Source organism: Pseudonocardia acidicola (assembly GCF_012911935.1).
GTDB classification, from domain to species: domain Bacteria; phylum Actinomycetota; class Actinomycetes; order Mycobacteriales; family Pseudonocardiaceae; genus Pseudonocardia; species Pseudonocardia acidicola.
In genome coordinates, this window is the sequence record NZ_JAAXLA010000051.1 from 1 (window position 1) to 15,867 (window position 15,867).

Consider the following 15,867-nt stretch of genomic DNA (forward strand, 5'->3'; position numbering starts at 1 on the left):
CCCCCAGATCCCCCAGCGTGATCTCCCGGCCCCCGGCGAACCGCAGCACCGTGCGCGGCAACGCCAACCGGAACGCCGCCACCGTGCGCAACGCATCCGGCCCCGACATCGGCTCCAACTCCCCGAACGGGGTCCCCGGCCGCGGATTCAGGAAGTTCAGCGGCACCTCATCCGGGGTCAACGCCGCCAGCTGCCCGGCGAACTCCGCGCGCTGCTCCGGCGACTCGCCCATCCCGACGATCCCGCCGCAGCACACCTCCATCCCGGCCTCCCGGACCAGGCGCAGCGTCTCCCACCGCTCCTCCCAGGTGTGCGTGGTGACCACGTTCGGGAAATGCGAGCGCGCGGTCTCCAGGTTGTGGTTGTAGCGGTGCACTCCCATCGCCGCCAGCTCCGAGACCTGCTCGGGGGTCAGCATCCCCAGCGAACACGCGATGTTGATGTCCACCGCATCCTTGATCGCCGCGATCCCCGCCGCGACCTGCGCCATCAACCGGGCGTCCGGGCCCCGCACCGCCGCGACGATGCAGAACTCCGTCGCCCCGGTCTTCGCGGTCTGCTTCGCCGCCTCCACCAGCATCGGCACATCCAGCCACGCCGAACGCACCGGCGAGTCGAACAACCCCGACTGGGAGCAGAAGTGGCAGTCCTCCGGACAGCCGCCGGTCTTCAGGCTGACGATGCCCTCGACCTCCACCTCCGGCCCGCACCAGCGCATCCGCACCTCGTGGGCCAGCTCCAGCAACTCGTCCAGCGCCTCGTCGGGCAGCCGCAGCACCTCGAGCACCTGCTCCTCGGACAGGCCCACCCCGTTCTCGAGAACCTGGGTGCGGGCGGTGCCGAGGATGTCCGACTGCGTTGTTGTCACGATCGGGCAGTGTGCCACTCCCCGCCCAGTGCGGGAGCCAGGGTGTGACGCGCGACCTCGGCGAAATCCTGTGGGGCCAGGGCACCGGCCCCGTCGGGCAGCGCGCCGAGCAGCGGGACGCCGGTGACGGCGGGCAGGTCGGCGAGGTTGCAGCGGGCCGCGAGGTCGGGTTCGGCGGGCCAGGCCCCGACGACGACACCGGCACAGCGCAGGCCCCGGGCGTGCAGCGCCTCGACGGTCAGCGCGGTGTGGTTGAGGGTGCCCAGCCCGGCCGCCGCGACGACGAGTACCGGGGCGGCCAGCGCCGCGGCGACGTCGGCGAGGGTGCCGGGCGGATCGTCGGTGAACCGGACCAGCAGTCCGCCCGCGCCCTCGACGATCACCAGGTCGTGGTCGACGGCCAGCTTCTGCGCAGCGTCGGCCGCGTCGGCCGGGGTGACCGGGTCGGCACCGGCCCGCCGCGCCGCGGTCACGGGCGCGAGCGGATCGGGATACCGGCCGAGCTCACATGTGCTGACCGCCCCACCGGTGAGCCGCAGCACCTCGGCGAGGTCGCCGGGCTCGTCCGGCGCAACGCCGGTCTGCGCGGGCTTGAGGACCGCGACGCGGTCGCCCCGGGCCACCGCGAGGGCGGCCAGTGCCGCGGTGACGACCGTCTTGCCGACGTCGGTCCCGGTCCCGGTGACCACCACCGTCCGGCTCACGCGCCCACCTCCGCCAGCACCGTGGTGAGCACCGCGCGCACCCGGTCCAGGTCCGCCGCGCAGAGGTCGGCCCGGGCGGTCAGCCGCAACCGGCTCGTCCCCTCCGGGACCGACGGCGGCCGGAAACAGCCCACCCGCAACCCGAGCTCGGCACACCGGCGGGCGGCGGCGACCGCGACGACCGGCGAGCCCAGCACGACCGAGACGACGGCCGACGGCGGCGCGGCCACCCCCGCCGCGTCGGCGATGGCGGCGGCGGCGGCGAGCACGGCACCGGGCCGCCCGGGCTCGTCGCGCAGCACGTGCAGGGCGGCCAGCGCGGCCCCGGCGCAGGACGGCGCGAGCCCGGTGTCGAAGATCATCGTGCGGGCGCTGTCGACCAGGTGCGCGATCACCCGTTGCGGGCCGAGCACCGCCCCGCCCTGGCTGCCCAGCGCCTTCGACAGCGTCACGGTGGACACCACGTCGTCGGCCCCGGCGAGGCCGGCCCCGGCGAGCAGTCCACGCCCGCCCGGCCCGCACACCCCGAGCCCGTGCGCCTCGTCGACCACCAGCACGGCCCCGCGGGCCCGGCAGACCGCGTGCAGCTCGCGCAGCGGGGCGAGGTCACCGTCGGCGCTGTAGACGCTCTCGGTGACGACGAGCGCGCGCTCCTCGGTGCGCCCGGCCAGCGCCGCGTCGACGGAGGCGACGTCGTTGTGCCCGGCCACCGCCACCCGGGCCCGGGACAGCCGGCACGCGTCGACCAGCGACGCGTGGTTGGCGCCGTCGGAGACGATCAGCGCGCCCGCCCCGGACAGCGCCGTGACCACGCCGAGGTTGGCCGCGTAGCCGGAGGAGAACACCAGCCCGGCCTCGGCGCCGGTGAAGGCGGCCAGCTCCCGCTCGAGCGTCGCGTGCACCTCGGTCGTGCCGGTGACCAGCCGCGATCCCGTCGACCCCGCGCCCCAGGTGCGCAGTGCCGCGACCGCCCCGTCGACGACGCGCTTGTCACCGGACAGCCCGAGGTAGTCGTTGCCGGCGAGGTCGAGCAGCGGCTCGTGGGGCGCCCGGGGCCGCAACTCCCGGCGCAGCCCGGCCTCGCGGCGGCGCTCGGCGTTGCGGTCCAGCCAGGCCAGCGGGTGCGGCGGCGCAACCGGTACAGGTAGGTCCACGACCTGCGACCCTAGGCGCTGCGCCGCCGCCGGGGTACGTGACGTCGCACCGGCGGCCGCTACGGCCGCGGCAGCGCCTCCGCGGGCCGGTCCGCGGGCCGGAACTCCTGCGCGTCGGCGTCGAACACCAGCACCTGCGCGGTCGGGATGTCGAAGTACAGGCCCATGAGCTCGGCCTCCACTCCCTGCTCACGCAGCCTGTCGAGCTGCAGCGCGACGTTCACCATGGCCAGCGCCTCGGTGTCGCCGTAACCGGCCCGCAGCGCCGCCTGCGCCACCGGGTGCCCGTCACGGTAGGCCTGCAGGCTCGGGGCGCCCGCCTTGAGCCAGTCGCCGAGCGCGCCGTCGGGCATGTCGGTGGGCACCCCGTCGAGCAGCCCGCGCATCGCCCCGCAGCCGGAGTGCCCGCACACCGCGATCAGCGGCACCCGCAGCACCGACGTCGCGTACTGCACGGCCGCCCGGACCGACGTCCCGGCCACCAGGTTGCCCACGTTCTGCACGGTGAACAGGTCGCCCGGGCCGCTGTGGGTGATCACGTTCGGCATCACCCGGGAGTCGGCGCAGGACAGCAGCAGCCCGGACGGCGTCTGCCCGCCGGCCAGCTCCTGCAGCGTCGGCCGGATCAGCCCGGCGGTCTGCTCGTGGTAGGTGGCGACCCCGGCGAGCATGGGCGCGGTCGGCGCCGTCCCCTCACCGCACCACTGCGACCACGTCGCGAAGCGCGGCCGCGGGTGCTCGACGGCCTCGACGGCACCGGGCTCGGAGACCTGCACCTGCGCACCGGTGGACCGCTGCCGCTTGGTCCAGCTCTCGAGGTGGTCGTAGGCGGCGTGGTCGAGGTAGTCGACGACCAGGTCGACCCGCACGTCCGCGCCGGCCGGGACCTGGGAGAGCACCCGGGACAGCGCCGGCACCGACAGGAAGCTCAGCGAGCCCTCGACGACCACGCGCAGCGGGCCGGCAGTGCCGTTCCCGGGCTCCTCCAGCCGGACGTCGGCCTTGACCGCACGGCGCAGCACCATCAACCCGGCCAGCGCGAGACCGATCGCCACGCCCTCCAGCAGGTTCAGCGCGAGCACCCCGGCCACCGTGACGAGGTAGATCGCCAGCTCACCGTGGTGGCGGGCGGTGCGGATGTCGGCCAGCTTGACCAGCTGCGTACCGACGACGACGAGCAGCCCGGCCAGCGCGGCGAGCGGGATCATCTCGACCACGCCGGCCAGCGCGATGGCGAACACCGCGATCCACACGCCGTGCAGCACCGCCGAGGCACGCGTCCGGGCCCCGGCGTTGACGTTGGCCGAGCTGCGGACGATCACGCCGGTGACCGGCAGCCCGCCGGCCAGGCCGGAGATCGTGTTCGCCGCGCCCTGGCCGAGCAGCTCGCGGTCGGCGTTGGTCCGCGGCCCGTTGTGCATCCGGTCGACGGCGACGGCCGACAGCAGGCTCTCCACGCTGGCGATCAGCGCGACGGTCAGCATGCCGCCGATCACCCCGGCCCACTGGCTCTCGGGCAGCACCGGCAGCGCGACGGCGTCGAGCAGGCCGCCGGGCAGCTCGACCCGCGGGACGTCCGGCCACAGGGTGGCGAGCGCGGTCGCCGCGGCCACCGCGACCAGCGGGCCGGGGACGACGCGCATCCGCCCGGGCAGCCGCGGCCACAGCAGCACCAGCCCGATCGTGCACAGGCCGACGATCACGGCGTGCCCGTGCAGGCCGAGCAGTTGCCCGGGCAGCTCGAGCAGGTTGTCCACCGCGCTGGTCTGCGGGCCGCCGCCGAGCACGACGTGCAGCTGGGCGAGCGCGATGGTGATGCCGATACCGGCCAGCATGCCGTGCACCACGGCCGGCGGGATGGCCTGGGCGAATCGGGCCAGCTTGCTGAGCCCGAACAGGATCTGCAGCAGCCCGGCGCCCACGGTGATCAGGCAGGTGACCTGCCAGCCGAACCGGTCGACCAGTTCGGCGACGACGACGGTCAGTCCGGCCGCGGGCCCGCTGACCTGCAGCACCGAGCCGCCGAGCAGCCCGGCGACGACGCCGCCCACGACCGCGGCGATCAGCCCGGCCATGATCGGCGCGCCGGAGGCGAGCGCGATCCCGAGCGAGAGCGGGACGGCGACGAGGAAGACCACCAGCGAGGCGCCGAGGTCGGCGCGCAGGATGTCGATGCGGCGTCGTCCGCCCGGTGGGGCGTGCTGCGGGGGATCGGTCGAGGGGTCGGTCGAGGACGTGGCCATGCGGGCCTCCAGGCGGGTTCCGTCGGGGGGAGCGAGCACGAGCACGGGTGCGTCGATGCACCGGCCGGTACCCCCAGCCAACCGAAATCGGGCGAACACGGTTCCCGTCCGGTTCGCCGGAATCATCCGTTCCGGGACGCTCGTGACCTTCGGTAGTTGATCATCCCGTCCCAACCCGGCCCGGTCGCCGCGCGAACGGTCCGAACAGGTGAGCCGGGCGATCACACCGGGGCACCGGCACCACCCGATTCGCCGCCGTGGGAATCAAACGAGTGGATCTTGGTGCGCGGGGTCACGTCGTACCCGCCCGGTTGACGCCGGGTGAACGACACATGACGCGGCGCCGGCGCCGGTCCTCAGCCCGCGGCCGCGGCCGCGCACACCCCCGCCGTGATCGCCGCCAGGTCCCCGGCCGTGCACACGTAGGGCGGCATCGTGTAGACGAGATCGCGAAAGGGCCGCAGCCACACCCCCGCGCGCACCGCCGCCGCCGTCGCCGCGGCCATGTCGATCTCGTGGTCGAGCTGCACCACGCCGATCGCGCCCTGCACCCGCACGTCCGTGACGCCCGGCAGCTCGCGGGCCGGCGCGAGCCCACGGCGCAGCGCCGTCTCGATGCCCGCGACCTCGGACCGCCAGTCCCGTTCCAGCAGCAACCCGACCGACGCGCGCGCGACCGCCGCGGCCAGCGGGTTGCCCATGAACGTCGGGCCGTGCATGAGCACACCCGCCTCGCCGTCCGAGATGCCGCGGGCCACCTCGGTCGTGCACAGAGCCGCCGCCATCGTGAGATATCCGCCGGTCAGCGCCTTGCCGACGCACATCACGTCGGGACTGACGCGCGCGTGGTCGGCGGCGAACAGCTCCCCGGTGCGGCCGAACCCGGTGGCGATCTCGTCGAAGACCAGCAGCACGCCGTGGGTCAGGCACAGCTCACGCAGCACGTGCAGGTAGCGCGGATCGTGGAAGCGCATCCCGCCCGCGCCCTGCACCACCGGCTCGACGATCACCGCGGCCAGCTCGTCGGCGTGGGTCTCGATCAGCTCGGCGAGCTCGGCGACGTAGCCGGTCTCGAACTCGCGCGGCGGGCTGCTCGCGAAGATCTGCTTCGGCAGCACGTCGGACCACAGCGAGTGCATCCCGCCCTCGGGGTCGCACACGCTCATCGCGCCGAAGGTGTCGCCGTGGTAGCCGCCGCGCCAGGTCAGCAACCGGTGCTTGCCCGGCCTACCCCGGGACCGCCAGTACTGCAGGCACATCTTGATCGCGACCTCGACCGACACCGAGCCCGAGTCGGCCAGGAACACGTGCTGCAGCGGCTCCGGGGTGACGTCCACCAGCAGCCTGGCCAGCTCGACCGCGGGGCCGTGGGTCAGCCCGCCGAACATGACGTGGCTCATCGCGCCGAGCTGGTCGCGGACCGCGGCGTCCAGCACGGGGTGGCGGTAGCCGTGGATCGCCGCCCACCACGAGGACATCCCGTCGACGAGCTCGCTGACGGGCCCGCCGGGACCCGCCACCGGCTCGGCCAGCCGCAGCCGCACTCCGGCTGCGGACTCGACCACGAGCGGCGCCACGGCCGCCGGCATCGGTGCGTACGGGTGCCAGACGTGCTCCCGGTCGGTGTTCTGCACGTCGTCGGGGGTCACGGCCGCTCTCCGGTTGTCACGGCCCGCGAGCCTATGTCAGCACGCCACCGGCGGTGGCACGCGGACGGCGCCCACTAGGCTGGTGGATCCTATGTCCACCGGCATCCGCGCGACCGCCCCGGCACCTGACGCCGCGTCCGATTCGGCGCCGGCGCACCCGGCACTCTCCCGCCGTCGCGAACTCGGCCAGACCAGTGCGCGGTCACTGCTGCTCACAGTGCTCGGTGAGTTCGTGCTCCCCCGTTCCGAGCCGGTCTGGACCCAGGTGCTCATCGACGTCCTGGGCGGGCTCGGCGTCGAGCACAAGTCCGCGCGCCAGGCCCTGGCGCGCACGGCCGCCGAGGGCCTGCTCGTCTCCGACCGGGCCGGCCGGCGGGTGCGCTGGTCGCTGACCGAGTCCGGCCGCAGGCTGCTCTCCGACGGCGCGGCCCGCATCTACGGGTTCGGCGCGGCCGCCCCGCCGTGGGACGGCCGGTGGCTGGTGCTGCTGGTCAGCGTGCCGGAGTCGCGCCGCCAGCTGCGCCACCGGCTGCGCACCCGCCTGGCCTGGGCCGGTCTCGGCTCGCCGTCGCCGGGAGTGTGGCTCTCCCCCGAACCGGCCAAGCAGGCCGAGGTCTCCGACGTCATCGCCGACCTCGGCCTCGAGGGAGTGACCAGCTCGTTCGTCGGTCCCTTCGGGGCCATCGGCGAGCAGGCCGAGGTGGTGTCCCAGGCCTGGGACCTGGCCGAGGTCGAGGCCGCCTACGAGGAGTTCATCGCCGCGTTCACCGACGCCGCCCCGGCCACACCCGCCGAGGTCCTCGCCCACCAGATCCACCTCGTGCACGCCTGGCGCCGGTTCCCCTTCCTCGACCCGAAGCTGCCCGCCGAACTGCTGCCCCGGGAGTGGGCGGGAGCCCGGGCGGCCGAGCTGTTCGACACCGTGCACGCCCGCTGGGACGAGCAGGCCCAGCAGCACTGGCGCCGTCTGGTCAGCAGCGCCAGCTGACCCTGGCGCCGGCCGCGATCCGGAGCCCAGGGTCGTCGCCGCCGGCCCGGACACCGTCCGGGGCCACGTCCGCGACGTCAATGGTGTCCCCGGCTTCGTCGATGCCGTCACCGACAGCGAGATCGTCGGCGGCGGGCTCGCCGCTCAGGGCCCGCTTCGCCTGACGCGCTCCGCCTGGCCGGCACGGCCGGGGTCGGGGGGCTGCCGGCCGATTGCGGCTGTCCGGCCCATGACAGCGTGCGGCGACGCTGGTGCACTGGCCCGCCCACCGCTCGGGAGGAGCTCGGCATGGCCACGCACGTGCTGTTCTTCAGCTACACGCCACAGACCTGGGATCGGATGATCACGAAGCCCGAAGACCGGACGGCGGCGGTCCGCGCCCTGGCCGAGGCCGTCGGTGGGCGGCTCGAGTCGTTGTATTTCATGTTCGGCGAGCGCGACGGGCTGGTCCTGTTCGACGCGCCGGGTCCACAGGAGGCTGCGGCGGTCTCGGTCGCGGTGAGCAGTACCGGGGCGTTCTCCCACATGGAGACCCGGCAGCTGATCGCGCCCGGCGACCTGGCCGGGGTACTGGAGAAGGCCGCTGCGGCTCGAGAGGCCTACCGGCCACCGGGCAGCTGATCCGATCGGTGCTGCCCGGCCCGGCGGTCAGCCCAGGCAGCCCGGGCCGAGCAGCGCCTTCAGGTCACCCATCAGCGCCGAGCTCGCCGTCACCCGCAGCGCGTCGTCGAGCCGTAGCACCGTGGTCCGGGTGCCGTTGACCAGGCTCAGGTGTACCGGGCGCGGGCCCGGGTGGCTGGTCAGCACGTCCTTGAGCTTGGCCACCACCGGTGGGGTGCACCGGGCCGCGGCCAGGCTCACCGCCACCGGCGTGCCGTTCTCCTCACCGGCCACCATCAGGTCAGGCACCGCGAGGTCGTTGGCGATCAGCGACACGCGGTCGTCGCGCTTGTTGACCCGAGCCTTGACCAGCACGATCGCGTCCTCGGCGACGTCCACCCCGACCACCTGGTAGGCCCGCGGGAAGAACAGCACCTCGATACCGCCGGCGAGGTCCTCGATCTGCGCCGACGCCCACGGCTCGCCGTTCTTGTTCACCCGCCGGTTGACGTTCGCGAGGATGCCGCCCACGGTGACCTGCGCGCCGTCGGTGACCGTGCCCTCCAGGATCGCGGAGATCGGGGTGTCGGCCTTCGCCGCGAGCACGCTCTCGACACCGTGCAACGGGTGCCCGGAGACGTAGAGCCCGAGCATCTCGCGCTCGACGGCGAGCCGGTGCTTGGAGTCCCACTCCTCATCCGGCACCTTGACGTCGAAGATCCCGCCGAGCGCGTCGTCCTCGCCGTCGCCGCCGTCCATCGAGCCGAACAGGTCGAACTGCCCCATCGACGCGGCCTTCTTGGTGCTCATCACCGCGTCGATCGCGTCGGCGTGCACGAGCAGCAGGCCCTTGCGCGGGTGGCCGAGCGAGTCGAACGCCCCGGCCTTGATCAGCGATTCGATGACCTTCTTGTTGCAGACCACCGCGTCGACCTTGCGCAGGAAGTCGGAGAAGTCGGTGAAGTTCCCCTTCTCCTTGCGCGCGGCCACGATCGCGTCGACCACGTTGAACCCGACGTTGCGGATCGCACCCAGGCCGAACCGGATGTCCTCGCCGACCGGGGCGAAGTTGCGCACCGAGTCGTTGACGTCGGGCGGGAGCACCGTGATGCCCATCCGGCGGCACTCGGCGAGGTAGATCGCGGCCTTGTCCTTGTCGTCCCGGACCGAGGTGAGCACCGCGGCCATGTACTCCGCGGGGTAGTTCGCCTTGAGGTAGGCGGTCCAGTACGAGACCACGCCGTACGCCGCGGAGTGCGCACGGTTGAACGCGTAGTCGGAGAACGGCAGCAGGATGTCCCAGAGCGTCTTGACGGCGTTCTCGGAGTAGCCGTTGTCCTTCATGCCCTGGGCGAAGCCGGCGTACTCCTTGTCCAGGATCTCCTTCTTCTTCTTGCCCATGGCACGGCGCAGCAGGTCCGCTTTGCCGAGCGAGTACCCGGCCAGCTTCTGCGCGATCGCCATGACCTGTTCCTGGTAGACGATCAGGCCGTAGGTCTCGCCGAGGATGTCCTTGAGCGGCTCGGCCAGCTCCGGGTGGATGGGCGTGACCTCTTGGCGGCCGTTCTTGCGGTCGGCGTAGTCGTTGTGCGCGTTCGCGCCCATCGGGCCCGGCCGGTACAGCGCGCCGACCGCGGAGATGTCGTCGAACTCCGTCGGGGCCATCCGGCGCAGCAGGTCGCGCATCGGCCCACCGTCGAGCTGGAACACGCCGAGGGTGTCGCCGCGGGCGAGCAGCTCGTAGGTCTTCGGGTCGTCGAGGCCCAGGTTCTCCAGGTCGAGCGGCGGCTTGCCGTTGAGCTGGATGTTCTCCAGAGCGTCGTCGATGATCGTGAGGTTGCGCAGGCCCAGGAAGTCCATCTTGAGCAGCCCGAGCGTCTCGCAGGCGCCCATGTCGAACTGCGTGATGATCGCGCCGTCGGCCTCACGGCGCTGGATCGGGATGACGTCGATCAGCGGCGTGCTCGACATGATCACGCCCGCGGCGTGCACGCCCCACTGCCGCTTGAGGCCCTCGAGCCCCCGCGCGGTGTCGATGATCTCCTTGACCTGCTGGTCGCTCTCGTAGAGCGCGCGCACCTCGGTGGCCTCGGAGTAGCGCTTGTGGCTCGGGTCGAACACGCCGGACAGCGGGATGTCCTTGCCCATCACCGCGGGCGGCATGGCCTTGGAGATGCGGTCGGCCACCGAGTAGCCGGGCTGCCCGAACAGCACCCGCGCCGAGTCCTTGATCGCGGCCTTCGCCTTGATCGTGGAGTAGGTGATGATCTGCGCGATCCGGTCCTCGCCGTACTTCTGGGTGACGTAGCGGATCATCTCGCCGCGCCGGCGTTCGTCGAAGTCCATGTCGATGTCGGGCATCGAGACGCGCTCGGGGTTGAGGAACCGCTCGAAGATCAGCTTGTGCTGGATCGGGTCGAGGTCGGTGATGCCGAGGACGTACGCGACGAGCGATCCCGCCGCCGAGCCACGCCCCGGGCCGACCCGGATGCCGACCGACTTCGCGTACTGGATGAGGTCGGCGGTGACCAGGAAGTACCCCGGGTAGCCCATCTGGCAGATGACGCCGACCTCGTACTCGGCCTGCTTGCGGTACTGCTCGGTGACGCCGTTCGGGAACCGGTTGTGCAGCCCCCGCTCGACCTCCTTGATCAGCCAGGACTCTTCGGTCTCGCCCTCGGGGACCGGTGCCTTGGGCTGCAGGTCCTGTCCCTCGGTGAACGTGACGTGCACCCGCTCGGCGATCCACAACGTGTTGTCGCACGCCTCGGGGAACAGCGGGTCCCACTGGGCGCGCATCTCGGCCGCGGACTTGAGGTAGAAGTCCTGGGCGTCGAACTTGAACCGGTTCGGGTCGGCCAGGGTCTTGCCGGTCTGCACGCACAGCAGCACCTCGTGCGGCTTGGCGTCCTCGGCGTAGGTGTAGTGCAGGTCGTTGGTGGCCAGGCCGGGCAGGTCGAGCTTCTTCTTCAGCGCGAACAGGTCCTCCTGGACCCGCTTCTCGATCTCGATGCCATGGTCCATCAGCTCGCAGAAGAAGTTGTCCCTGCCGAAGATGTCCCGGTAGTCGCTCGCGGCCTGGCAGGCGGCGTCGAACTTGTCCTGCTGCAGCAGCCGGGCCACCTCGCCGGACGGGCAGCCGGTGGTGGCGATGATCCCCTTGCCGTAGGTCTCCAGCAGCTCCCGGTCCATGCGGGGCTTGTAGTAGTACCCCTCGAGGCTGGCCAGCGACGACAGCCGGAACAGGTTGTGCATGCCCTCGGTGTTCTCCGCGAGCAGCGTCATGTGGGTGTACATCTCACCCGGGTTGTCGTCGCTGATCGTCTGCCCGCCGAGGGTGGCGCGCTTGCGCTCGTGCCGCGAGCCGGGCGAGAGGTAGCCCTCCATGCCGATGATCGGCTTGACCCCGGCCGCGTTGGCCTTCCGCCAGAACTCGTAGGCCCCGTACACGTTGCCGTGGTCGGTCATCGCCAGGGCCGGCATCCCCATCCGGGACGCCTCCTTGAACAGGTCGTCCAGGCGCGCCGCACCGTCGAGCATGGAGAACTCGGTGTGCGTGTGCAGGTGCACGAAGCTGTCGGTGCTACCCGAGGACGACGCTGCCGATCTGGTCATAGAGGCTCGCGCACTCCCTCTCCTCGAGCGGACGACGCGGGCTCGCGGCGTCCGGAAGAGCCGGGCACCGCGCGTCCGCAGGGATGAGCCAGATTAACCCCGCCTCCCGACAGTCTCGGACACCCGGGCGGGGCATCCGACGAACCCGCAGCTCTGCCGAGCCGAGCGGCGTGTCGGCGGGGCCGCACCCGTGCCGGGCAGGTGGCGGAGGCCTCCGGCGGGCTCACGACGCAGGGTCACCCGATCATCACGGGGAGGTGCCGGCCCCCCGGGCCCTGTCAGGCCGCCCGCGCCGCCGGCACCCACTCGTGACCGAGCACCCGGCGATAGACCGCTTCGAAGCTGTCCGGTGTCGCCCCGAGGGCGTGCCGGGCGACGATCTCCCGGCTGGCCGCACCCATCCGCCGGCGCAGCGCGGCGTCGGACAGCAGCCCGGCCGGCCGCACGGCGAGCGCCGCCACGTCACCGGGCGGGTACAGCCGGCCGTTGCGGCCGGGGCGGACGAGGTGCGGCAGCGCCATCGCGTCGGTGGCGACCACCGGCTTGCCCGCCGCCATCGCCCCGTCGCGAGCCGTTCGGCGGACCGGGCGGCCCGTTGACGTCGGGTGGGTACGCCTCGGCGCCGAGCATGATCCGCAGCGGCGGCACGGGGTTGCTCTCAGTCGGGTGGAAAGGGCCGGGTCACCGCAACCGGGCCGGCACGGACGGCGGCGCGGACGGGACCGCCGGCGCCGGGGCCCGGCCGGCCGGGTCGGGGTGGTACCGGGACAGCACGACGACACCGGCGGCCGCGATCACCGCGCACCCGGCCATGGCCAGCGCCGCCGCGACCCCGGTGGCGGCACCCTCGCCGAGCAGCAGCACGCCGAGCCCGACGGCCACCATCGGGTCGAGCACGGTCAGGCACGCGATCACGACCTCCGGCGGGCCGGACGCGAACCCCTGCTGCACCAGCCAGCCACCCACCAGCAGGGCGACGACCACCCCGGCGACGGCGCCGATCACGTCCTCGTCTCCCACCCCGGCGGCGCCGCTGCCGATCACCTCCGACAGCGCGCGGAGCAGCGCGGAGACCAACCCGAGTGCCAGCGCGCCCGCCACCGCGCACGCCACGCAGCGCACCCGGCCCGAGCGCTGCGCGCCGAGCCCGGCGAGGCCGAGCACGGCGGCCGCGATCACCGCGCCGGCCAGCAGCAGCGCGGACCGGGACACCGGGGCACTCACCGTGCTGCCGGCGGCGAGCCAGACGAACGTGACGACACCGGCGACGCTGCCGGCCACTCCGCCGAGCGCTGCGGCGGCGGGCCGGGTCCGGGAGCGCCGGGCGGCCAGCAGCACCGCGAACGGCACCGCGAGCACGCCCACCGGCTGCACCACCGTCACCGGCGCGAGGACCAGGGCGGCGACGTGCAGCCCGGCACCGCCGCCGGCCAGCGCGAGCCCGGCGAGCCGGCCCGGCCGGCGCAGCAGCGCCCCCGGTGCGCGCAGGTTCAGCCCGGTCTGCGGACCGGCGGCCACGGTGACGGCCCGGTGCTGCAGCACCGCGGCGACGGCGAAGCAGCCCGCGCCGATCAGGGCCAGCCCGATCGCGATCACCGAGGTCGGGTGGGGGTTCATGCCGGGCCGTCCGGGGCCGGGACCGCCGGTGCGGCCGGAGCCGGGAGGACGGCGGTGTCGGCCCCGTACCGGAGGGCCCGGGCAGTCGCCAGCAGCAGCACGATCACCAGGCCGTACCGAACACGTTCCACCGACCCGAGCGGGGGAAATCCAGGTGAACCGGCGACGACGATCGGAACAGGACTGAGCGGGGACGCCGGTGCCACCGGCGCGGCCGTGATCCCACAGCGGGGGACGGCCGAGTCACGCCGGGCCCGCAGCCGGTAGCCTCCGCGCCGGCGCCCGCGCTCCCCCGCGGCGTCATGGTCTCCTCACCGGCGCGGCACGCTACCGCGCGCGACATCAGGAAGTCCTCCGGTTCACTCCGGGTTTCCCGTGAATCCGCAGCTCACCGCGACGCGCAGGGGGCGGTGAGGTCTCAGGCGGGTGGCACCACTCCGTCGTCGGGCAGCGGGTCGGCGCGGTCGGTCTGCTCGGGCAGCAGCGGGGACAGCGCGAGCTCGACCGGTTGAGTGCCCGGCGGTGCGGCGTGTACCGCCCGGACGCCGGGCCGGGCGGCCAGCGCGTCCAGCGCCGCCCGGTCCCCCAGCACCACCAGCGCCACCACGCATGCGCACGGCCCCGCCAGCGCGGCCTGCTCGGTGGCGGCGACCGCGGCAGGACGTCCGGTGAGCCGCCCGGCGTCCGCGGCGGCGGCGAGCCCGGCCCGTTGCCGGGCCGTGTCCAGCGCGGCGCCCAGCGGCACCCCGGGGTCGAGCGCCTCGAACCGCAGCGCTGTCTGCACCCGCGGGATCGGCACCCGGATCACGACCGAACTCACCGTGACCCGGTCGGAGCCGACCAGCGCGACCGTGTCGGCCGTCGTCCGCTCGGCCCCGAGCTGTACGAGCGCAGGCACCGTGACCCCCGGCGGGGGCAGGTCGGCGGGCAAACGGGCCAGGTAGGCCGCCACCGGTTCGCCGGGATCGGGGCCCAGGCGGACCGAGCCCGGCGACACCTGCGGCGCCGACGGCGCCATCTGGGCGCCCGCGTACCAGGCGACGAGCAGGGCGACCACGAGACAGCCCGCCCACACCGCGGTCCGCCGCATGTGGTCCTCCCTCCACGAGCCGCTGTCCGGCAGCCGCCACGGTGATGACGCCGGGTGACGCCGGACCGGCCCCAGTCTCGGCCCCGACGTGGACGGAGGCGGTCGCGGGTTCGCGGTGGATGCCCCGAACCTGCTGATCATGGTGGGTGCGGCCCGGCCGTTGCGGGTGCGCAGGGTACCTGAGCGTGGGTTCCGCAACGGCTCCGGGGTGTGACGATCCGTTGGCCGGCTGTGATTAGCGTCGACCGCCGTGACATTCCGCTGGCTGTACCCGTTCGCGATGCTCTGCGCGCTGTTCGCGCTCGCAGTCCGGCCGGCGAATCCTGCCGTACCCGGGCCCGTGGAGCGGGATGCGGGGTGCGCCGCCGCGCTGTCCGCGCGGGTCAGGGCGGAAGGCCCGGTCCGGGTGCTCGGCTGCGACCCGCGCGGCCGCGGGCTGGCGGTGGTCGCGCTGGGTGATCCGACGACCGCGCGGCACATCGCCGTCCTGGTGCCGGGGACCGATATCGACCTGGGCCATCTCGACGACCCCACGGAGCCCCGGCTACGCCCGCTGGGCTGGGCGCGGGCGCTGGAGGCCGCGGCGGAGCGCGCAGAGGCCATCGCGCCGGGCGCCGCGAACGGCACCGCGGCGAGCCGCGCAGACGACACCGCGGCGAGCCGCGCAGACACCACCGCGGCGAGCCGCGCAGACACCACCGCGGCGAGCCGCGCAAGCGACACCGCGGCGAGCCGCGGAGACACCACCGCGGCGAGCCGCGCAGACGACACCGCCGTCGTGCTGTGGGTCGGCTACACCACGCCCCAGGGCGTCGGCGTCGACGCGGCGACCGGTTCGCTGGCCCGGGCCGGCGCCCCGGCACTGCAACGCTTCGTCGCCGGGTTGCGGGCGGCGCACCACGGGCCGCTGGACGACCTCACGGTGATCGGGCACAGCTACGGCTCGGTGGTCACGGCGATCGCCGCGCACGGTCTCGCCGCCGACGACATCGTGCTGCTCGGCAGCCCCGGCGCCCGCGCCCACTCGGTGGCCGCCCTGCACACGTCGGCGCGGGTGTGGGCCGCGCGCACCGCGGGCGACTGGATCGCCCATGTCCCGCACCTGGAGATCGGCGATCTCGGCCACGGCACCGATCCGGTGTCACCGGCGTTCGGGGCCCGGCTGCTGCCGATCGGCGGGACCTCCGGGCACGACGGGTATTTCGTCCCCGGCTCCGCCGCGCTGGCCGGGCTGGCCGGCGTGGTGCTGGGCCGGTCGCCGTCGCCGCCCACGTCGGCGACCGCCACGCACGTGCTGGCCGCCGCGGCCCCGGCCGGGCCGCCCCGATCACCCTGACCA

General features: G+C 73.8%; 13 protein-coding genes. 3 read left to right on the plus strand and 10 right to left on the minus strand.

Annotation, left to right across the window (positions count from 1 at the left end; all coding sequences use genetic code 11):
- The 5 genes from bioB to HF526_RS23265 all read right to left on the minus strand — a co-directional run.
- Positions 1–868: biotin synthase BioB (bioB, locus tag HF526_RS23245; RefSeq protein ID WP_169383681.1), on the minus strand; the 868-nt coding region annotated here is incomplete at its 3' end.
- Positions 865–1,572, minus strand: a complete 708-nt coding sequence (gene bioD, locus HF526_RS23250) for a dethiobiotin synthase (protein ID WP_169383682.1) — start codon at positions 1,570–1,572, stop codon at positions 865–867. The genes bioD and bioB, both read right to left, overlap by 4 nt.
- A complete protein-coding gene (locus tag HF526_RS23255; RefSeq protein ID WP_338051686.1) occupies positions 1,569–2,726 on the minus strand; it encodes an 8-amino-7-oxononanoate synthase in 1,158 nt (385 codons plus the stop codon). Before HF526_RS23255 ends, bioD begins: the two co-directional genes overlap by 4 nt.
- A 59-nt stretch (positions 2,727–2,785) precedes the next feature.
- Complete coding sequence (locus HF526_RS23260; RefSeq protein WP_169383683.1) at positions 2,786–4,969, minus strand: SulP family inorganic anion transporter; 2,184 nt, start codon at positions 4,967–4,969, stop codon at positions 2,786–2,788.
- Between the two features lie 356 nt (positions 4,970–5,325).
- Complete coding sequence (locus tag HF526_RS23265; protein ID WP_169383684.1) at positions 5,326–6,618, minus strand: adenosylmethionine--8-amino-7-oxononanoate transaminase; 1,293 nt, start codon at positions 6,616–6,618, stop codon at positions 5,326–5,328.
- 91 nt (positions 6,619–6,709) lie between these two features.
- Between HF526_RS23265 and HF526_RS23270 the strand changes: the two genes are divergently transcribed.
- Together HF526_RS23270 and HF526_RS23275 are read left to right on the plus strand one after the other, a co-directional pair.
- Positions 6,710–7,606 (plus strand): PaaX family transcriptional regulator, encoded by an 897-nt coding sequence (locus HF526_RS23270; protein WP_169383685.1) that lies wholly within the window; start codon positions 6,710–6,712, stop codon positions 7,604–7,606.
- A 288-nt stretch (positions 7,607–7,894) separates the two neighbouring features.
- Positions 7,895–8,227, plus strand: a complete 333-nt coding sequence (locus HF526_RS23275; RefSeq protein ID WP_169383686.1) for a GYD domain-containing protein — start codon at positions 7,895–7,897, stop codon at positions 8,225–8,227.
- A 27-nt stretch (positions 8,228–8,254) separates the two neighbouring features.
- On the opposite strand, the gene dnaE is transcribed toward HF526_RS23275, so the two are convergent.
- The 5 genes from dnaE to HF526_RS23290 form a co-directional block, all read right to left on the minus strand.
- Positions 8,255–11,821, minus strand: a complete 3,567-nt coding sequence (gene dnaE, locus HF526_RS23280; protein ID WP_169383687.1) for a DNA polymerase III subunit alpha — start codon at positions 11,819–11,821, stop codon at positions 8,255–8,257.
- Between the two features lie 278 nt (positions 11,822–12,099).
- Positions 12,100–12,378: a glycosyltransferase gene (locus HF526_RS34720; RefSeq protein WP_211177677.1), complete on the minus strand. Its 279-nt coding sequence runs from the start codon at positions 12,376–12,378 to the stop codon at positions 12,100–12,102.
- Between the two features lie 124 nt (positions 12,379–12,502).
- Positions 12,503–13,438 (minus strand): hypothetical protein, encoded by a 936-nt coding sequence (locus HF526_RS23285; protein WP_211177678.1) that lies wholly within the window; start codon positions 13,436–13,438, stop codon positions 12,503–12,505.
- The gene (locus HF526_RS36525; RefSeq protein ID WP_275404160.1) at positions 13,435–13,569 is read right to left on the minus strand and encodes a hypothetical protein; all 135 of its coding nucleotides are present in this window, start codon (positions 13,567–13,569) and stop codon (positions 13,435–13,437) included. Before HF526_RS36525 ends, HF526_RS23285 begins: the two co-directional genes overlap by 4 nt.
- A gap of 287 nt (positions 13,570–13,856) precedes the next feature.
- Entirely contained in the window at positions 13,857–14,528 is a 672-nt protein-coding gene (locus HF526_RS23290) for a hypothetical protein (protein ID WP_169383688.1), read from the minus strand.
- A 250-nt stretch (positions 14,529–14,778) separates the two neighbouring features.
- Between HF526_RS23290 and HF526_RS23295 the strand changes: the two genes are divergently transcribed.
- On the plus strand, positions 14,779–15,864 hold the full coding sequence (locus HF526_RS23295) for an alpha/beta hydrolase (protein WP_211177679.1): 1,086 nt from the start codon (positions 14,779–14,781) through the stop codon (positions 15,862–15,864).
- Positions 15,865–15,867: the final 3 nt, after the last annotated feature.